Source organism: Bradyrhizobium sp. USDA 336 (assembly GCF_044908355.1).
Lineage (GTDB): Bacteria > Pseudomonadota > Alphaproteobacteria > Rhizobiales > Xanthobacteraceae > Bradyrhizobium > Bradyrhizobium yuanmingense.
The window spans coordinates 5751258-5769647 of sequence record NZ_JBIYDC010000002.1; the positions used below are offsets into that span (position 1 = coordinate 5751258).

Genomic DNA, 18390 nt, shown 5'->3' on the forward strand with positions numbered 1-18390 from the left:
ATCGTGCCTAAGTTGGCTCCATTATGCGCGCAAAGCCGGCCCCGATAAATACGCCTGAAGCTCAAGACGCCGCCTCGCGCGGTTTCTCCATCGATGTCCATCGGCTCGCGGCGCCGAAGGCCGCGCCGGGCCTCCACCTGGTCGCGACTCCGATCGGCAATCTCGGCGACATCACCCTGCGGGCGCTGCAGACGCTCGCCGGCGTCGACGTCATCGCCTGTGAGGACACCCGCATCACGCGCCGCCTGACCGAGCGCTATGCGATCACGGCCCAGCTCAAGCCATATCACGAGCACAATGCGGAGGCCGCGCGTCCCAAAATCCTGGAAGCTCTCGGGCAGGGCGGCTCGGTCGCGCTGGTGTCGGACGCCGGCACGCCGCTGATCTCCGATCCCGGCTTCAAGCTGGTGCGCGAGGTCTGCGCCGCCGGCCATGCCGTGTATGCGCTGCCCGGCCCGTCCTCGGTGCTGGCCGCGCTGTCGGTCGCCGCGCTGCCGACCGACCGCTTTTTTTTCGAAGGCTTCTTGCCGGCGAAATCAGCCGCGCGGCGCAGCCGTCTTACCGAGCTCGTCCGCATCGACGCGACGCTGGTGATGTTCGAGTCAGGCAACCGCGTGCAGGATACGCTGGCCGATCTCGCCGAGATCATGGGACCGCGCGAGGCCGCGATCTGCCGCGAGCTGACCAAGCTGCATGAGGAGATTTCGCGCGCAACGCTGAGCGAGCTGGCGCGCGAGGCTGCAACGCTGGAGACACGCGGCGAATTCGTGCTGGTGATCGCTCCGCCCGCGGCCGACGCCGAGGTTCTGACATCGGACGCGCTCGATAGTCTGTTGCGCGAGCAGCTTGCCGCGCACAGCGTCAAGGATGCCGTGGCGCACGCGGTCGCGTTGTCGGGCCGGCCGCGCCGCGAGGTCTATGCCCGCGCGCTCGAGCTCGCAAAGGATTCGCGGGGCAGCGATGGCGAAGACTGAGATTCCTGCGGAACCGAAGGTCGCGTCGCCCGAGCGCGTCGCAGCGTTCCAGACCGGTATTTCCGCGGAGAGTCGTGCCGCCGCCTACCTCATGGCCAAGGGCTACCGCATTCTCGCCAAACGTTACCGCACGCCGCATGGCGAGATCGACATCGTGGCGCGGCGCCGCAACCTGATCGCCTTCGTCGAGGTCAAGGCCCGCGCCACGCTGGACGAGGCCGCATTCGCCGTGACGCCGCGCCAGCAGCAGCGCATCATCGACGCCGCCCAAGGCTGGCTCGCAGCGCATCCCGAGCATGCCGAATTCGAATTGCGATTCGACGCCATGCTGATTGCGCCGCGCTCGCTTCCGCGCCATGTGTTGGCGGCATTCGACGCCTCGACCTGAAAGGCAGCCCATGAAACTGAACGTCGCCGTCCAGATGGACCCCATCGCCCGCATCAACATCAAGGGCGATTCCACCTTCGCGCTGCTCTTGGAGGCGCAGAAGCGCGGCCATGGCCTGTCTTATTACACGCCCGACAAGCTCTCGATGGTCGGCGAGGAGCTGGTCGCACCGGTTCAGCTCCTGACCGTGCGCGATGAGCCAGGCGACCATTTCACCCTCGGCGAGCCCAAGCGCGAGGCGCTGAACGGGTTCGACGTGGTGCTGCTGCGCCAGGATCCGCCGTTCGACCTCGCCTACATCACCTCGACGCATTTCCTGGAGCGCATCCATCCGAAGACGCTGGTCGTCAACGATCCCGCCTCGGTGCGCAACGCGCCGGAAAAGCTGTTCGTCATGAATTTTCCGCAGCTGATGCCGCCGACGCTGATCTCGCGCGACCTCGATGAGATCAATGCGTTCCGCGACAAGTACGGCGCGGTCGTCATGAAGCCGCTGCACGGCCATGGCGGCGCGGCGGTGTTCCGCGTGATGCCGCAGGACATGAATTTCGGCTCGCTGTTCGACATGTTCTCGGTGACGTTCCGGGAGCCCTGGGTGATCCAGCAATTCATCCCCGAGGTAAAGCACGGCGACAAGCGCATCATCCTGGTCGACGGCGAGTTCGCCGGCGCGGTGAACCGCGTGCCGGCCGCCGACGACCTCCGCTCCAACATGGTGCGCGGCGGCGCGGCGCATGAGACCGAGCTCACCCCGCGTGAGCGCGAGATCTGCGCCACGGTCGGCCCGGCGCTGCGCGAGCGCGGCCTGCTGTTCGTCGGCATCGACGTCATCAACGGCAATCTCACCGAGATCAACGTGACCTCACCGACCGGCATCCGCGCCATCGCACGGCTCGGCGGCCCGGATGTCGCGGCGAAGATCTGGGACGTGATCGAAGCGAAGCGGAAGAAGTAGAGCTCTGCGCGCAGCCCGGATGGGGCGTTAGCGAATCTGAGACGCCCCCCACTTGCACTGGCCCCGGATTACGCTTGCTCTCCATCCCGGCTATGGACGACGCTCGCGGCCACCTCGCACGCTAACGACGTATTCACCATGACGCCGCGCGCGTCGTGCGAACGTACGTGCCCGCGTAGGTGAAACTACGGGGCCGTTGGCCGACCCAATAACGCCGCGTTCACCATCTGCCGAAAACCAGCATCGCGGCCGGCGATCGCGTTCGGCCTCGCAACACCCCTTATACTTTTGCTCCCTACTCATCGACGCGGGGGAACACGCCAGGTGCGGTTCGAGTGCCCCGCGTAAGAGTAGAAGCGTATGAATACCGCACGCATTGTCGTTCTCGTCATCGCTCTCGGCGCCGGCGGCGTCGCTGCATATCTGGCGAGCGGCTATCAGAATCCGCCCGCGGCCGTCCTGCCCGTCGCCGAGAAGCTGCCGACGGTCGAGGTCCTCATCGCCAAGAACGACATCCAGCTCGGCCAGGCCGTGAAGCCCGAGGACCTGCAATGGCAGGCCTGGCCCGCGGCCACCGCCAGCAGCGCCTTCATCCGCCGCGACGGCAGGCCCGAGGCACCGGCGCAGATCGCGGGATCGATCGCGCGCGTGCCGTTGATGCAGGGCGAGCCGATCCGCGAGCAGAAGCTGGTCAAGGCCGAAGGCTCCGGCTTCATGGCCGCGATCCTGCCGTCCGGGATGCGTGCCGTCTCCACCGAGATTTCAGCCGAGACCGGCGCCGGCGGCTTCATCCTGCCGAATGACCGCGTCGACATCGTCCTGACCCGCCGGCTGAAGAATCCGGACGGCGGCAACACCAACGGCCCGACCGGCGGCAACGACCTCATCCTGTCCGAGGTCATTCTCACCAACATCCGAGTGCTCGCGATCGACCAGGCCCCGAAGGAAAAGGAGGGCCAGAACGCGGTGGTCGGCAAGACCGTCACGCTCGAGCTGCGGCCCGACCAGATCGCCACGCTTTCGGCCGCACGCCAGGGCGGCACTCTGACACTCGCGCTGCGCAGCATCGTCGATGCCAACGCAGTCGACGGCACGCCCGAGGACCAGGCGATCAAGCGCCCGGGCGGCGTGAACGTAATCCGTTACGGCGTCCAGGCACGGCAACTGACGTCACAGAAGTGATGGGGACAGCATGAACTACGGGGGTGATCGGACGGGCCTGCGCATTCGGGGGAAGCGCGCGCGCTCGGTCCTGGCGGGGACGATGTTGATGCTGGGGCTGCTCGCGGCTCCCGGCGTCGTCGCTGCCGCGGAAGCGCCGGTCGGCGACCAGGCGCCGATGCAGGCGTCGGATCTCGGCTTATCGTCGGTTGGGACGATCGCACCGGCGCGGTCGCGCTTTCTGTCGCTCGGCATCGGCAAGTCCGTCGTCATCGACCTGCCGCGCGAGGTCAAGGACGTGCTGGTGGCCGATCCCAAGATCGCCAATGCGGTGATCCGCTCGGCCCAGCGCGCCTATATCATCGGCGGCCAGGTCGGCCAGACCAACGTCGTGTTCTTCGCGGCCGATGGCCAGCAAGTCGCCTCCTATGACATCGCGGTGAAGCGCGACCTCAACGGCATGCGTTCGGCGCTGCGCCAGTCGCTGCCGGGCGTCCAGATCGAGGGCGTCGGCGACAGCGTGATGCTGACCGGCTCGGTGTCGAGCCCGGTCGAGGCCCAGCAGGCCGGCGACGTCGCCGCAAAGCTGGTCGGCGGCGCGGACAAGGTCGTCAACAACATCGTCGTGCGCGGCCGCGACCAGGTCATGCTCAAGGTCGTGGTCGGCGAAGTCCGCCGCGACATCGTCAAGCAACTCGGCGTCGATCTCAGCGCCAGCCTGAATGCCGGCACGGCGGTGGTGAATTTCAACAATTCCAACCCGTTCTCAGTCTCTGGCGGACCGATCGTCAGCAGCAATGGGCTCGGCGTCACCGGCCTCGCCAAGGGCGTCGCCACCGTCAACGCCACGATGCGGGCAATGGAAAGCGCCGGCGTCATGCGGACCCTGGCCGAGCCGAGCCTGACCGCGATCTCGGGCGAATCCGCCACTTTCGTCGCTGGCGGCGAATTCCCGATTCCCGGGGGCTATGCCTGCGATCCGGTCACCCACGTCTGTACCACCCAGGTCACCTACAAGAAGTTCGGCATCTCCCTGAACTTCACCCCGGTCGTGCTCAGCGAAGGCCGCATCAGCCTGCGCGTGATGACCGAGGTCTCGGAGCTGTCGAACACCAACTCGATTACGCTGACGCAGTCGGTGTCCGCGGGCTCGACCAACTCGATCACCATTCCTTCGATCCAGACCCGCCGCGCCGAAACCACCCTGGAAATTCCCTCGGGCGGCTCGATGGCGATGGCCGGCCTGATCCAGCAGCAGACCAAGCAGGCGATCAACGGACTGCCTGGTGTCGACCAGGTGCCGATCATCGGCGCGCTGTTCCGCAGCCAGGACTTCGTCAACAACGAGACCGAGCTGATGGTGATCGTGACGCCTTACGTGGTGCGCGCGGTCGCTCAGAAGGAATTGTCGCGGCCCGACGACGGCTTCGCGCCGGCCTCGGACGCACAGAGGGCGCTGCTCGGCAGGGTCAACCGCCTCTATGGCATCGCGAGCCGTGTCGATCCGGTGGCCGGCACGCCGGGCGATTTCGGCTTCATCATCGACTGAGACGAACGGTTTGGGGACCGGGCAAGGCAGGGGCAGGAGGGATCAGGGGATGACGACAACATCAGCCGATCGACGTCGCAATTTGCGGCTCGCACTGGCACTGACGGGCCTCTCCGTCATGCTCGGCGCCTGCAACACCACCGAGATCGTCACCCAGACGGTGCCGACCGATTATCGCCAGCGCCATCCGATTGCGGTGCAGGAAGGCAAGAAGTCGATCGTGATCTTCGTCGGCAAGAGCAGAGGCGGCCTCTCGGCTGCGCAGCATTCGGACGTCGCGGGCATCGCGCGGGACTGGATGCGCGAAGGCACCGGCTCGGTCGTCGTCGATGTGCCGGTCGACACCGCCAATTCGCGCGCGGCCGCCGCAACCTATCAGGAGATCCGCTCGGTGCTCACGTCCGGCGGCGTGCCGTCGCGCGCCATCGTCCAGCGGCCCTATCGCCCTGATGATCCCGGGCTGCTGCCCACCATCCGCCTGAGCTATTCCAAGATCACCGCGGTCGCCGGCCCCTGCGGGCTGTGGCCCGAAGACGTCGGCCCCAACATCCTCAACCCCGGCTACACCGAGAACCGCCCCTATTTCAATCTGGGCTGCGCCAGCCAGCGCAATCTCGCCGCGATGATCGACAACCCGGCTGACCTCGAGCAACCGCGCGCCGAGACGCCCGCCTATACCGCACGGCGCGACATCGCGTTCGATCGCTATCGCAAGGGCACGACGACGACCACCACCTATCCAGAATCCGACAAGGCCAAACTCAGCGATACCGCCAAATGACAGGCATCCACGACGAAGACGCGGACGATCCGCAGCATCCCGAGGAACACATCGCGCCGGTTCCGCGCATTTCGGTGCAAGCCTTCTGCGAGACCGAGCAGACGCTCAAGGCGGTGACGGCGGCTGGCCAGGATCGCCGGCTCGCCAAGGCCCATCTCAGCGCCAAGGACGGCGGCCTCGCCGCGGCGATCGAAGCCTATGAATCGATGCCGACGCCGAACGTGATCGTCATCGAGTCCGACGGCACGCGCGACATCCTCGAAGGACTGGACGATCTCGCCGGCGTCTGCGATCCCGGCACGCGCGTGGTCGTGATCGGCAGCCCCAACGACACCGCGCCCTATCGCGAGCTGGTGCGCCGCGGCGTCAACGATTACGTAGTCGGACCGGTCGAGACGATCGACGTGGTCCGCTCGATCTGCAGCCTGTTTTCGGCCTCCGAGGCCATCATCACCGGCCGCGTCATTGCGGTGGTCGGCGCCAAGGGCGGCGTCGGCGCGTCCACCGTCGCGCATAATCTGGCATGGACCATCGCCCGCGACCTTTCGCTCGATTCCGTCGTGATCGATCTCGACCTCGCCTTCGGCACCGCGGGCCTCGACTACAATCAGGATCCGGTGCAGGGCATAGCCAATGCGGTGCTGTCGCAGGACCGGCCGGACACGGCGCTGATGGAGCGCCTGCTCGCCAAATGCACCGATCGCCTCAGCCTCCTGGCGGCGCCCGCCACGCTCGACCGCGTCTACGATTTCAGTGCCGAAGCCTTCGACGCAGTGTTCGACACGCTGCGCATGACGACGCCCTGCATCGTGCTCGACGTTCCCCATCAATGGTCCGGCTGGACCCGCCGCGCGCTGGTGAACGCCGACGACATCGTGATCGTGGCCGAGCCCGATCTCGCCAACTTGCGCAACACCAAAAACATGCTGAGCGTGCTGAAGGCGGCGCGACCGAACGACCGGCCGCCGCTGTACTGCCTCAACCAGGTCGGCATGCACAAGCGCGCGGAGATCGAGGTCAAGGCCTTCGCCAAGACCATGGAGAGCCAGCCGATCACGGTGATCCCGTTCGATTCGAAACTGTTCTCGACCGCGGCCAATAACGGCCAGATGATCGCGGAGGTCTCCAGGACCCACCGCACCACCGTTCTGTTTCAGAACATGGCGAACCGCCTCGCCGGCCGCGGCGAGGTGAAGAAGCCAAAGCGCTCGCTGCTCGAGCCGCTTTTGAAGAAGCTGAAGGGCAAGTCGGGACGCAGCTCGGCCCCGCATCGCAAGGCGTCTTAGGCGTAGCTTATTTGAGCATGATCTTTTCGGAAAACCGCTTCACACTTTGCGCTGACGCGGCCCTTCGGGTCCGGATCATGCTCTAGGGCGGACTACCTGTCCGCCCGCTGCTGCTTTTTCGCCAGCAGCTGCTTCAGCGCCGCGACTTTGGCCGCGGCCTGGTCCGGCGGCAGATCTGCCTTGACGAGGATTTCGGCCTCGGCCTCGCGACCCTGCAATCCCAGCACGAGCGCCAGATTGGCGCGGACCCGCGCATCGTTCTGATTGCGCTGATGGGCGCGGCCGAGCACCTGTTCGGCCTTCGATAGATTATTCTGCAGCATGTAGGACAGGCCGAGATTGGACAGCACGGTCGGCTCGTTCGGCACGATCTTCAACGCCGCGGCGTAATATTGCTGGGCTTCCTCGTTGCGGCCGAGCTGGTCGAGCACAGCGCCCTGCGCCGACAGGATGCGCCAATCGGGATCCTCGGGCGAATGCGCCCGGCCGAGGACGTCGAAGGCCTGCTGGAAATTGCCGTTGTCGGCGAGCGCGCGGCCGTAGCCGGCGAGCAGCGCCTTGTTGCCGGGACGGGCGAGCACGGCCTGCTCCAGCACTGCGACCGCCTGCGCGCGCTGGCCGCTGCCACGCAGCGCCTTGCCGTATTCGAGAGCAATGGCGGGATCGCTCGGCTTGGCGCGATAACGCTCGCGAAGTGCGTCCATCTCCGGCGTGGGGTCGGCCTTGCTGTCGGACTTGCCGTCAAGCTTGGCGGCGGACTCCCGCTTGCCGCCGAGCGCACCGGTGACGTCGTCGATGCCGGCCGTCTGACAGCCGCCGAGGGCGAGGATCAGGACGGCGGAACACAGATATCCCGCCGGGGGAAAGGCGAGGAACGAACGCTTGGGCATACTCTGATCACTCGGCAACTGATCAGAGATGCTTACCGATTAACGCTAAAGTCCCGTTAAGGAGGGCGCGCGTGTTGAGGTTCAGTCGACGAACTCGGCGCCGAATTCGCAGCCGATGCGCCAGCGCAGGCGGCATTGGCGGGAATAATCAGGCGCGAAGATGATGGTGAACTGCGGCGGCACTTCCAGAAATTCCGCCACCACTTTCACGCCGCCATCCGAAATATCCGTGATCGTGCAATCCCGCGGCAGCGAGCCCGCGCCAAAATGGATCTTGGCGAGGCGGCTGCACACCCGACGTTCGCTTCTCCGGCGATTTGCAAGCATTTGAACTGTTCACCCGTTAGACCACGGCCCATCCCGCAGCCCTAGGAGTAGCGGACATTCGTTGGAATGTGCTGAGGAGAGAAGGTGGCATTCGAGACGTAGTGACGGGACCGCATTTACGCCTGGTTAGGATTTGACGGGCCGCCAAGCGATTGTTCCCGTATTGTTCTTGCGGAAACGGCCGCGCTCTGCTACCCCTAATTGCAGCAATGGGCAGGCTGGTTCGGCATGGTTCAGCGGGTTTCTACCGTCGCCTTTGAGGGGATCGAGGCCCGTGCGGTCGACGTGCAGGTGCAGGTCGCGCCCGGCCTGCCGGCCTTTGCCATCGTCGGCCTGCCGGACAAGGCGGTGTCGGAGGCGCGCGAGCGGGTGCGCTCGGCGCTGATCGCCTCGGGGCTGGCGCTGCCGGCGCGGCGGATCATCGTCAATCTGGCCCCGGCCGACCTCCCGAAGGAGGGCAGCCATTACGACCTGCCGATCGCGCTCGGGCTGATGGCCGCGATCGGCGCCATCCCGCCGGATGCGCTGACCGGCTTCACCGTGCTCGGCGAGCTCGGTCTCGACGGCTCGATCGCGCCGGTGGCCGGCGTCCTTCCCGCCGCGATCGGCGCCAATATGCGCGAGGAAGGACTGATCTGCCCGGCGTCCTGCGGCTCCGAGGCGGCGTGGGCGAGCCCGGACATCCAGATCATTGCCGCACACTCGCTGATCCAGATCGCCAACCATTTCAAGGGCACCCAGGTGCTGTCGCGGCCGACGCCGAAGGTGCACGAGGCCGCCGCCTCGACGCTCGACCTGCGCGACATCAAGGGCCAGGAAAGCGCCAAGCGCGCGCTGGAGATCGCGGCCGCCGGTGGGCACCACCTGCTCATGATCGGCGCGCCGGGCGCGGGCAAATCGATGTTGGCCGCGCGCCTGCCCTCGATCCTGCCGCCGCTGTCGCCGAGCGAGCTGCTCGAGGTCTCGATGATCGCCTCGGTCGCCGGCGAGATCGAAGGCGGCGCGCTGACGGCGCGGCGCCCGTTCCGCTCGCCACACCATTCCGCCAGCATGGCCGCGCTCACCGGCGGCGGCGCGCGCGCCAAGCCCGGCGAGATCTCGCTGGCGCATCAAGGCGTGCTGTTCCTCGACGAATTGCCGGAGTTCGATCCGCGCGTGCTGGATTCGCTGCGCCAGCCGCTGGAGAACGGCGAGGTCGCGGTGTCGCGCGCCAATCACCGCGTCACCTACCCTGCCCGCTTCATGCTGGTCGCGGCGATGAATCCCTGCCGCTGCGGCAATGCGTTCGAGCCCGGCTATGCCTGTAAGCGCGGCCGCATCGACCGCTGCACCGCCGATTATCAGGCGCGCATCTCCGGTCCTTTGATGGACCGCATCGATCTGCGCATCGAAGTGCCGGCGGTGACCGCCGCCGACCTGATCCTGCCGCCGCCGTCGGAAGGATCGGCCGAGGTCGCCGCCCGCGTCGCGGCGGCGCGCGACATCCAGCTGGCGCGCTATGCAGATGCAGGCCTGCCCCATGTCCGCACCAATGCCGAAGCCCCCGCTTCCGTGCTGGAGGAGATCGCAAAGCCGGACGCGCAGGGTCAGAAGCTGCTGCGCGACGCCGCCGAGACCATGCGCCTGTCGGCGCGCGGCTATCACCGCGTGCTGCGGGTGGCGCGCACGCTGGCCGACCTCGACCATGCCGACAAGATCGGCCGGCTGCACCTCGCCGAAGCGCTGTCCTACCGCGCACTCGCGGAGGATGTGCGCCAGCTGGCTTGATCATTCCGCGCATCAACCCGGCGGTAACGACTTTCCTTTACGCTCTACAAACCATAAGGCCCGACGCGTTTCGGTTGTGAGTTCCCCGGGGCCTAGCGAGTAGAGCGTCATGTTGCGTTTCAAGTTCCTGGCCTCGGCTGTTCCCGTGCTGGCGGCTGCGGTGTTCGCCCGCGCCGAGATCGGATCGGTGTCGCATCCCTGCATCGCGCTGGGCGACACATCGGTCGAGCTCACCTCGCTGTTCTGGACCGCCGGTGTGCATGTTGCCTTCACCGACGATCCCGCGCAGGCCACGGTGCGGGTCCAGATCACCGAGGATGCCGACGCCGCGGATTTTGCCGTGGTCGACGACGGCCTCGGCTCCGAGCCTGACACCTGCCAGGCCAGCCCTTCGACGCGTCTCGTCTCGATCGCCGCGCAGCCGGTCGACGGCGGCCAGGTGGTCTATCTCTCCAGCGAAGGACCGGCGGATTACCGCATCTATGTGCGCTCAAAGACGTTCTCGCCGCGCGAGGCGGCTGCGCTGATCGTCGGCGCCCGCGGCGGCCACGGCCGCTTCCAGGCGGCATCGCTTTAGAGCTTTGTGTTTGAGCATGATCTCCGCGCAAACGCGTCCCGCGTTTGTCGCGAAGGAAAACCGCTGCACACTTTTCCGGATCATGCTCTGACCCGTTAACGTCTCGTCAACCCTGTTCGGAGGCGGCGCCACCGCCGCAATTTGTTCGCAAGGTCGGCGGGCCATCGTCGCACGCGGCGGCGGGGATTTCAGGCAAGGGTCGGTTGCGATGGGTCGGACGTTCCGGATCAAGGTGCGCATGCGTCGTTTCAGGCGACGGCATCCGAGGCTCGCCTTCGCGATCCGCTCCTTCATGATCTTCTCGGCGACGTTCGGCGGCGCCTATGGTTTCGTCTCCGGCAGCCGGTCCGACAATTCCGGCTACGATCCCCATACCTTTGCGATCGGTGCCAGCTTCCTGTTTGCGCTCGCCTGCCTCGGCCTTGCGACGCTGAGCATGCGCCTGCGCTTCGTCAACAAGCAGCTGCGGACGCTCGCCGCCCACAACGAAGCCCTGATCGACCGCAATTGGGAGCTGAAGGAAGCGGAAGAGCGCGCCCGCAGCCTGTTCGAGCAGCAGGGCGACCTGATCGTGCTGCGCGCTACCGACGGCCGCATCAGCTTTGCCAACGACGCCTATTGCGCGCTCGCAGGACAGGCGCGCAGCGCGCTGGTCGGCACGCGCTTCGATTTCGACGTGCTGGAGCAGGGCGACAGTGCCCGCGAGAGCAGCGGCACGCGCATCCACGACCAGAAGATCGCAACCCCGCTCGGCGCGCGATGGATCGCCTGGCGCGAGGGCTATGTCCGCCTCGATGCCGGCCAGCCCGCCGAGTTGCAGAGCGTCGGACGCGACGTCACTGACCGCACCGAGACCGAGCGCGCATTGTCCGACGCGCGCGACCAGGCCGACGCCGCCAACCGCGCCAAGTCGCGCTTCCTGGCGATGGCCTCGCACGAAATCCGCACCCCCCTGAACGGCATCATCGGTATGGGCGGCCTGTTGCTCGACACCGATCTGACGCCGGAGCAGGCGACTTATGCCAGGGCGGTGAAGACCTCGGGCGAAGCCTTGATGGCGCTAATCGAGGAGCTGCTCGACTATTCCAAGATCGAGGCCGGCAAGCTCGACCTCGATCAACGTCCCTTCGCGCTCTCGACCCTGGTCGAGGAGATCACCGAGCTGCTCGCGCCGCGCGCGCAGGCGAAGTCGCTCGAGATCGCCGCCTATGTCGACGAGCGCCTGCCGCTCGAAGTGGTCGGCGACGCCGCGCGGCTGCGCCAGGTGCTGCTCAATCTCGCCGGCAACGCCATCAAGTTCACGAGCAGCGGCGGCGTGGCACTGATCGTCGAGCCCGGCATCTGGCCGAACGAGATCAGCTTCCTGGTTCGCGACACCGGCATCGGCATCGCAGCCGAGGCCCAGCAGCGCATCTTCCGCGAATTCGAGCAAGCCGACGAGCGCGTCGCCCGCACCTATGGCGGCACCGGCCTTGGCCTCGCCATCAGCGAGCGCATCGTCAAGCGCATGGGCGGCCGGATCACGCTCACGAGCGAGCCGGGCAAGGGCTCGACCTTCGAGGTCGCGGTGCCGCTTCCGCCGTCGCAAGGCGGCGCCGGGCAGACCGCATTTCCGAGTCCCGACCTCACCGGCAAGTCGATGCTCCTCGTCGCCGACGGCATCGAAGCCTCGCTCATCGCCCGGCGCCTCGAACGCTGGGGCAGCCAGACCTGCCTGATTGCAGATGCGGCGGTCGCCGAAGCATTGCTGCCGGAACGCTCCTGGCACGCGGTGCTGATCGATCGGGCGATCGGTCCAGCCGCAGCCGATCAGCTCGGTGAGGCCGCCCGCGCGCATGCCTTGCAGCGCCTCGTGCTGCTGACGTCGAGCTCGCGCCACGAGAAGCTGTCGCCGGCTTTCACCGGCTTTCTGGTGAAGCCGCTGCGCGCGGCCTCGCTCGCCGCACGCCTTGCCCTGACGCCGGAGGTCGCCTCGCCCGATCTCGCGCCGGAGCCGCCACCGGCCTCCGCCGGCCCCGCGCCAGCGAAAGGCCTGTCGATCCTCGTCGCCGAGGACAACGAAATCAACGCCTTGCTGATGCGCTCGCTGCTGACCAAGCTCGGCCACCGCGTCGTCATTGCCGTCCATGGCGAGGCCGCGCTGGAATCCTGGCTCGCCGCCTCATCGGCCGGCACGCCCTACGATCTCGTGCTGATGGACATCCAGATGCCGCAGCTCGACGGCATCGAGGCGACAAAGCGCATCCGCGCGCACGAGGCCGCGCTGGGCGATTCCCAGACGCCGATCCTGGCGCTCACCGCCAACACGCTGGTGGAGGATCGTTATGCCTGCTTCGAGGCAGGCATGAACGGATTTCTGATCAAGCCGGTCGACCGTGAGAAGCTCGAGGAGGCGCTGGCGGGCCTTGCCGCGTCCCGGCACCAGACGGCTCCGGATCTCACGGGAACCTGATCTCGTCTGACGATCGCAATTGAAATCGAGCGCGTTGCGCGTCACGATCACTCCGGGGGCATTTTGCAACCAAAGGATTTTGCGCATGAACGTGCTTTGCCGCCTCGCCCTGATTGTTCTCCTGGCTGGAATCTCCCGCCACGCAGCCGCCGACACACCGGACCTCATCTCGTCGCTGAAGCAGGGCGGCTACGTCCTGATCTTCCGACACACCGCGACTGACGACAGCCAGAAGGATGTCTATCCCTTCAAGTTCGACGACATGAGTGCCCAGCGTCAGCTCAGCGAGAAGGGCAGGGACGCGGCGCGCCAGATCGGGACGGCGGTCAAGGACCTCGCGATCCCCATCGGCGACGTCTACACCAGCCGCCTGAACCGCGCGGTCGAAGCCGGCAAGCTGATCTCCGGCCGTGAGGTCAAGCCGGTCGATGCCCTGACCGACAGCAGCAACGCCAGCGCATCGGGAATGGCAAACCCGACCGGCGCCAATACCAAGGCCGGGCAGGCCGTGCGTCAGCTCGTCGATGCGCCGCCGCAGGCCGGCACCAACACCGTCCTGGTCACCCACAAGACCAACATCGCCGATGCCTTCGGCAAGGACGCCGGCAACGTCGGGGAAGGCGAGGCCTTCGTCTACAAGGCCGGCGGCTCGGGCCCCGCCACCTTCGCAGGTCGCATCACGCTTGCGGATTGGATCGCGAAAGCGGGCAGGTGAGGACCTGCCGCTCCGCCACGATGTTGTGCTACGGACATCATCTGGCGAACGAGCGAAGAGCTGGCGAACACGTGAGAACATCGGAGAATCGTTCATTCCTCATCCTGCTCGGCGCGATCTCCGTCGCGTTCGTCTGGGTGCTTTGGCCGTTCTCCGGTGCCGTGTTGTGGGCCACGCTGCTGGCCATCATCTTCGCCCCGTTCTATCGGCGGGTCCTGAAATCCGTGCCCGAAAAGCACAACCTTGCCGCCCTCGCCACCGTCATCGTGGTGGTCGTCATGGTCCTGATCCCCGTGGCGATCATCATCGCGTCGCTGATCGACCAGGGCGGGGAGCTGTATCAGCGCGTTCAGAGCGGGGAGATCAGCCTGGCTCATCCCCTGCAGCAGCTGAAATCCGCGCTGCCCGCCTGGGCTGCGTCGCTCGGGGACCGCCTGGCCGGCATCGATCTTTCGGCCCTGAGGGAACGCCTGTCGGGTCTGGTCGTCCCGGCCGGCCAACAGCTGGCCGGGCACGCGATCAACATCGGTCAGGTGACGCTGGAGTTCGTCGCAAGCCTGCTCGTGATGCTGTACCTGCTGTTCTTCCTGCTGCGCGACGGTGACGAGCTCAATGCCCGCATTCGCGAGGCGCTCCCGCTGAGCCCGAGCCATACCGCCGAAATTCTCGATGTCTTCACCCTGGCGGTTCGTGGAACGATCAAGGGCATCGTTCTCGTCGCTTTGATACAGGGAGCGCTCGGCGGGCTCATCTTCTGGCTGCTCGGCCTCACAGCGCCGCTGCTGGCGGGCGCACTGATGGCGCTGCTCTCGCTGCTGCCGGTGCTCGGCTCCGCGCTGGTCTGGGTTCCGGTTGCGCTTTACCTGCTTGTTGCAGGTTCGGTCACGAAGGGCCTCATCCTGCTCGCTTTCGGCACCTTCGTGATCGGCCTTGCGGACAATTTTCTCCGCCCGATCCTGGTCGGCCAGTCGATCCAGATGCCGAGCTATGTCGTGCTGCTTGCCACGCTGGGCGGCCTTGCGACGTTCGGAGCGAACGGGTTCGTCATCGGCCCGCTCGTTGCTGCGATGTTTCTGACGACTTGGCACATCTTCGTCGTCGGGAAAGCGCGAGATGACGTCCGAAAGTGACCTTCATTCCTTGGCCGGCCGGTCTAGGATCTCGCGCACACGCAGCGCCAGCTTCGCTTGCGAGACGGGCTTCTCGAGAACATCGACCCCTTCATCCAGGCGGCCCTGGTGGACGACGGCGTTCCTGGAATATCCGGTCATATAAAGAGTCTTGAGTCCCGGCCGAATCTGCTGCGCCCGTCTCCCGAGCTCGCGACCGTTGATTCCGGGCATGACGACATCGGTTAGAAGCAGATCCACTCTCGGCTCCTCCTGGAGCAGAATCGTCAGAGCGCCTTGAGCGCTCGGCGCGGAGAGGACGCGATAATTGAGGTCGCGCAGGACATCGCACACATAGGCCCTGAGGTCGGCATCATCCTCGACAACGAGAAGGGTCTCAATCTTCTCGCCTTCGGGCAACACGTCTTCCGGCTCGTTGGCAGGCGCCCGGCTCGTGCCGAGATAACGAGGGAAGTACATCTTGATGCTCGTGCCGTGGCCGACCTCGCTGTAGATCTTCACGTGCCCGCCGGATTGCTTGACGAAGCCATAGACCTGGCTGAGACCGAGTCCCGTGCCGTGCCCCGGCTCTTTTGTCGTGAAAAAGGGCTCGAAGGCATGATCGAGCACCTCGCTCGACATTCCGCTTCCGGTGTCGGTCACACAAATTACGACGTACTGACCTGGCGACAGCTCGGGATTGATGCGGCTGTAATCATCATCGGCCGAGACATTCACGGCCTCGACGGTGAGCTTGCCGCCGTCCGGCATGGCGTCGCGGGCGTTGATGGCGAGATTGATGATCGCCGACTCCAGATGGTTTGCGTCGGCTTCGATCTGCCACAGGCCCGCGCTCCCGACAGTCTCGACTTCGATCCGTTCGCCGAGCGTACGCTGCAGGAAATCCTGCACGCCGTTCAGGAAGTTGTTGACGTTGATCGGCTTCGGATCAAGTGCCTGGCGGCGCGAGAAGGCAAGCAAGCGGCTGGTCAGCGCCGCAGCTCTCTGGGCACCACGCTTGGCGTGGCCTAGAGCGCGCTGGAGATTGCCGCTGCCGGCCAATTGGCGGGCATTGCGCTCCGCAGTCTCGATGTTGCCCAGCACGATCATGAGCAGGTTGTTGAAATCGTGCGCGATGCCGCCGCTGAGCTGTCCGACGGCCTCGAGCTTCTGCGAGGCGAGCAGTTGCTCCTGAACCTGCTTGAGCTCGTCCTGTGCGCGCTTGCGTTCGGTGAGATCGCGCGTGACCTTGGCGAAACCGATGACCTCGCCTGTCTCGCCGACGATTCGATCGATGATGACGGAGGCCCAGAAGCGCGTTCCATCCCTTCGTAACCGCCAGCCTTCGGCCTCGAAGCGGCCGTGCTCGCGAGCTTCTGCCAACGCGCGCTTGGGGACTCCGCTTGCGATATCTTCCGGCGTGTAGAACCGGCTGAAATGCTGCCCGATGATCTCATCCGGAGCATAGCCTTTGATGCGCTGAGCCCCTGGATTCCAGGTCGCGACGTTGCCCTGCGGGTCGAGCTGGAAAATGGCATAGTCGATCACGGCCTCGATCAAGCGACGGTAGCGTCGCTCACTCTCGAGCAGCTCGGCGTGCGCTTGCTGCCGCTCGGTGATATCCCGCGTCACCTTGGCAAAGCCGATCAGGCGGCCCTGCTCGTCCCTAATCGCGTCGAGGACGACGAGGGCCCAGAACCGGCTGCCGTCCTTGCGCACCCGCCAGCCCTCGGAATGGAAGCGCCCTGTCTCACGCGCTGTCGTCAGCGCCCTGTCGGGCAGGCCCGCGGCGCGATCCTCGGGCGTGTAGAACGCCGAGAACGACTTGCCGACGATTTCGCCTGCGGAATAACCCTTGAGACGCTCGGCCCCCACATTCCAGGTCCGTACGATCCCATCGGTATCGAGCATGAAGATCGCATAGTCGACGATCGCGTTGACCAGCAGCTCGAGGCGGCGCCCGTCCTCGAGCTGGTCGAGCGGCGTTTGACTCATACGGATCCTCGAGACAGAACAGGGCGGGGTTGCTTAACGAATAGGCAGCAGCAAAGTTCCCCACAAGGACTAAGAATACCTCGGCCTGATGCACTCTCGACCGGCTGCGGGCGCAGCCGAAGCCCGACGCAGCGGCTTCTGGGCCATTATGCTGCGTGGGCGTGGAATCGCGGCGCCGAAAGTCGACCGGGCGGTCCCTGAGTGCCCCTTGGAGACCGTATCTGTCCGGGCGGCGCGCTTGCAATGCGGGCACACAAAAAGGTGGGCGATGACCGGGACCGGCTCGTCCGCGAGCAATTCGGAGCGATACCACCTCATCTCGACTGGCAGTCCGGACATGTCGGCGCTTCGAGATGCTCTGCAGCGCTTCTGAGACGATCAACCATGGCCCCTCTCGTTTTCGAAGGCCATAACGGAATACCCTTTGCCGGTCTGCATCAAAAGATACTCAGCTGGAAAATTGCGATCGGCTCGGCTGTCCGGCTGGCTAGAGCCGCCTGAGCGCCACGCTCTCCACGGTGTGGTCGGCGCCCTTCTTGAGGATCAGCGTCGCACGGGGCCGGGTCGGCAGGATGTTATCCTCGAGATTGGCGAGGTTGGTACGCTCCCAGATTGCGATCGCGGTCGCGGTGGCTTCCTCGTCCGACAACAGCGCGTAGCGGTTGAAGTAGGATTTCGGATCGGTGAATGCGGTGTCGCGCAGCGCCAGGAAGCGCTTGATGTACCATTGCCGCAGCGCCGCCTCGTCGGCGTCGATATAGACCGAGAAATCGAAGAAGTCGGAAACCACCGGCACCGCCTTGCCATCGCGCGGCAGCTTGCCGGTCTGCAGCACGTTGACGCCTTCGACGATCAGGATGTCGGGCTGGTCGATCTCGGCCCATTGGTTCGGCACGATGTCGTAGGTCAGATGCGAATAGACCGGCGCACGGACGTGGCGACGGCCGGCCTTGATGTCGGAGAGGAAGTTGAGCAGCATCGGCAGATCGTAGCTCTCCGGAAAACCCTTCTTCTGCATGATGCCGTGCCGCTCGAGCACCGCGTTGGGATAGAGAAATCCGTCCGTGGTGATCAGCTCGACCTTCGGCCGCGGCGACCAGCGCGCCAGGAGGGCCTGGAGCACGCGTGCCGTGGTGGATTTCCCGACCGCCACCGAGCCGGCGACGCCGATGATGTAGGGCACCTTGCGATCCCGGATGTTGAGGAACTGGCGCTCGGCGTAATACAGCCGCTGCATCGCATCGACGTAGATCGACAACAGGCGCGACAGCGGCAGATAGATGTCTTCGACCTCCTGCAGGTCAAGGCGATCGTGCAGCGAACGCAGCCGGTCGAACTCGCCCGGCTCTAGCGTCATCGGCGTATCGTCGCGCAGTCGCGCCCATTCCTCGCGCGTATAAACGCGGTAGGGATTGTACTGCTGCTCGGGTGCGCGGATATCCATGACGCCGCCTTTCCGTTGCG

General features: G+C 65.8%; 16 protein-coding genes. 12 read left to right on the top strand and 4 right to left on the bottom strand.

The annotated features are described in order from the left end of the window. The first annotated feature begins 23 nt into the window (after positions 1-23). The 7 genes from rsmI to ABIA45_RS28015 all read left to right on the top strand — a co-directional run bounded on the left by rsmI (position 24) and on the right by ABIA45_RS28015 (position 7094). Positions 24-974, top strand: a complete 951-nt coding sequence (rsmI, locus tag ABIA45_RS27985) for a 16S rRNA (cytidine(1402)-2'-O)-methyltransferase (RefSeq protein ID WP_271543288.1) — start codon at positions 24-26, stop codon at positions 972-974. Beyond that, a complete protein-coding gene (locus tag ABIA45_RS27990) occupies positions 961-1362 on the top strand; it encodes a YraN family protein (protein ID WP_036003220.1) in 402 nt (133 codons plus the stop codon). The genes rsmI and ABIA45_RS27990 overlap by 14 nt, the downstream gene beginning before the upstream one ends. Before the next feature lie 10 nt (positions 1363-1372). Next, on the top strand, positions 1373-2317 hold the full coding sequence (gene gshB / locus ABIA45_RS27995) for a glutathione synthase (RefSeq protein ID WP_404544940.1): 945 nt from the start codon (positions 1373-1375) through the stop codon (positions 2315-2317). A 360-nt stretch (positions 2318-2677) separates the two neighbouring features. Beyond that, complete coding sequence (cpaB, locus tag ABIA45_RS28000) at positions 2678-3499, top strand: Flp pilus assembly protein CpaB (protein ID WP_275511735.1); 822 nt, start codon at positions 2678-2680, stop codon at positions 3497-3499. A gap of 10 nt (positions 3500-3509) precedes the next feature. Continuing rightward, positions 3510-5027: a type II and III secretion system protein family protein gene (locus tag ABIA45_RS28005; RefSeq protein ID WP_157285177.1), complete on the top strand. Its 1518-nt coding sequence runs from the start codon at positions 3510-3512 to the stop codon at positions 5025-5027. A 49-nt stretch (positions 5028-5076) separates the two neighbouring features. Then, positions 5077-5808: a CpaD family pilus assembly protein gene (locus ABIA45_RS28010; RefSeq protein ID WP_157285176.1), complete on the top strand. Its 732-nt coding sequence runs from the start codon at positions 5077-5079 to the stop codon at positions 5806-5808. Continuing rightward, positions 5805-7094 (top strand): CpaE family protein, encoded by a 1290-nt coding sequence (locus ABIA45_RS28015; protein WP_404544942.1) that lies wholly within the window; start codon positions 5805-5807, stop codon positions 7092-7094. Before ABIA45_RS28010 ends, ABIA45_RS28015 begins: the two co-directional genes overlap by 4 nt. A gap of 92 nt (positions 7095-7186) precedes the next feature. Here ABIA45_RS28015 and ABIA45_RS28020 read toward each other — a convergent pair whose 3' ends face one another. Together ABIA45_RS28020 and ABIA45_RS28025 are read right to left on the bottom strand one after the other, a co-directional pair. Continuing rightward, positions 7187-7984: a tetratricopeptide repeat protein gene (locus ABIA45_RS28020; RefSeq protein WP_157285175.1), complete on the bottom strand. Its 798-nt coding sequence runs from the start codon at positions 7982-7984 to the stop codon at positions 7187-7189. 81 nt (positions 7985-8065) lie between these two features. Beyond that, positions 8066-8311, bottom strand: coding sequence for a PilZ domain-containing protein (locus ABIA45_RS28025; RefSeq protein WP_018644993.1), 246 nt, complete (start codon positions 8309-8311; stop codon positions 8066-8068). A 228-nt stretch (positions 8312-8539) separates the two neighbouring features. On the opposite strand from ABIA45_RS28025, the gene ABIA45_RS28030 reads away from it, so the two are divergent. The 5 genes from ABIA45_RS28030 to ABIA45_RS28050 all read left to right on the top strand — a co-directional run bounded on the left by ABIA45_RS28030 (position 8540) and on the right by ABIA45_RS28050 (position 14952). Then, positions 8540-10078 (top strand): YifB family Mg chelatase-like AAA ATPase, encoded by a 1539-nt coding sequence (locus tag ABIA45_RS28030; RefSeq protein ID WP_404544944.1) that lies wholly within the window; start codon positions 8540-8542, stop codon positions 10076-10078. A 109-nt stretch (positions 10079-10187) separates the two neighbouring features. Next, positions 10188-10655, top strand: coding sequence for a hypothetical protein (locus ABIA45_RS28035; RefSeq protein WP_271543273.1), 468 nt, complete (start codon positions 10188-10190; stop codon positions 10653-10655). Between the two features lie 208 nt (positions 10656-10863). After that, a complete protein-coding gene (locus ABIA45_RS28040) occupies positions 10864-13107 on the top strand; it encodes an ATP-binding protein (protein ID WP_404544947.1) in 2244 nt (747 codons plus the stop codon). 85 nt (positions 13108-13192) lie between these two features. Then, on the top strand, positions 13193-13822 hold the full coding sequence (locus tag ABIA45_RS28045) for a histidine phosphatase family protein (protein ID WP_271543269.1): 630 nt from the start codon (positions 13193-13195) through the stop codon (positions 13820-13822). A 71-nt stretch (positions 13823-13893) separates the two neighbouring features. Beyond that, positions 13894-14952 carry an AI-2E family transporter gene (locus ABIA45_RS28050; RefSeq protein ID WP_271543267.1) on the top strand — a complete coding sequence of 353 codons (1059 nt, stop codon included), beginning with the start codon at positions 13894-13896 and terminating at the stop codon, positions 14950-14952. A gap of 3 nt (positions 14953-14955) precedes the next feature. On the opposite strand, the gene ABIA45_RS28055 is transcribed toward ABIA45_RS28050, so the two are convergent. Beyond that, positions 14956-16926, bottom strand: coding sequence for a PAS domain S-box protein (locus ABIA45_RS28055; protein ID WP_404544950.1), 1971 nt, complete (start codon positions 16924-16926; stop codon positions 14956-14958). A gap of 487 nt (positions 16927-17413) precedes the next feature. Further along, on the bottom strand, positions 17414-18370 hold the full coding sequence (gene coaA, locus ABIA45_RS28060) for a type I pantothenate kinase (protein WP_404544952.1): 957 nt from the start codon (positions 18368-18370) through the stop codon (positions 17414-17416). Positions 18371-18390: the final 20 nt, after the last annotated feature.

Coding starts and splice junctions, on each gene's coding strand:
- rsmI (WP_271543288.1), top strand. CDS start 24: ATGCGCGCAAAGCCGGCCCCGATAAATACGCCTGAAGCTCAAGACGCC.
- ABIA45_RS27990 (WP_036003220.1), top strand. CDS start 961: ATGGCGAAGACTGAGATTCCTGCGGAACCGAAGGTCGCGTCGCCCGAG.
- gshB (WP_404544940.1), top strand. CDS start 1,373: ATGAAACTGAACGTCGCCGTCCAGATGGACCCCATCGCCCGCATCAAC.
- cpaB (WP_275511735.1), top strand. CDS start 2,678: ATGAATACCGCACGCATTGTCGTTCTCGTCATCGCTCTCGGCGCCGGC.
- ABIA45_RS28005 (WP_157285177.1), top strand. CDS start 3,510: ATGAACTACGGGGGTGATCGGACGGGCCTGCGCATTCGGGGGAAGCGC.
- ABIA45_RS28010 (WP_157285176.1), top strand. CDS start 5,077: ATGACGACAACATCAGCCGATCGACGTCGCAATTTGCGGCTCGCACTG.
- ABIA45_RS28015 (WP_404544942.1), top strand. CDS start 5,805: ATGACAGGCATCCACGACGAAGACGCGGACGATCCGCAGCATCCCGAG.
- ABIA45_RS28020 (WP_157285175.1), bottom strand. CDS start 7,984: ATGCCCAAGCGTTCGTTCCTCGCCTTTCCCCCGGCGGGATATCTGTGT.
- ABIA45_RS28025 (WP_018644993.1), bottom strand. CDS start 8,311: ATGCTTGCAAATCGCCGGAGAAGCGAACGTCGGGTGTGCAGCCGCCTC.
- ABIA45_RS28030 (WP_404544944.1), top strand. CDS start 8,540: ATGGTTCAGCGGGTTTCTACCGTCGCCTTTGAGGGGATCGAGGCCCGT.
- ABIA45_RS28035 (WP_271543273.1), top strand. CDS start 10,188: ATGTTGCGTTTCAAGTTCCTGGCCTCGGCTGTTCCCGTGCTGGCGGCT.
- ABIA45_RS28040 (WP_404544947.1), top strand. CDS start 10,864: ATGGGTCGGACGTTCCGGATCAAGGTGCGCATGCGTCGTTTCAGGCGA.
- ABIA45_RS28045 (WP_271543269.1), top strand. CDS start 13,193: ATGAACGTGCTTTGCCGCCTCGCCCTGATTGTTCTCCTGGCTGGAATC.
- ABIA45_RS28055 (WP_404544950.1), bottom strand. CDS start 16,926: ATGAGTCAAACGCCGCTCGACCAGCTCGAGGACGGGCGCCGCCTCGAG.
- coaA (WP_404544952.1), bottom strand. CDS start 18,370: ATGGATATCCGCGCACCCGAGCAGCAGTACAATCCCTACCGCGTTTAT.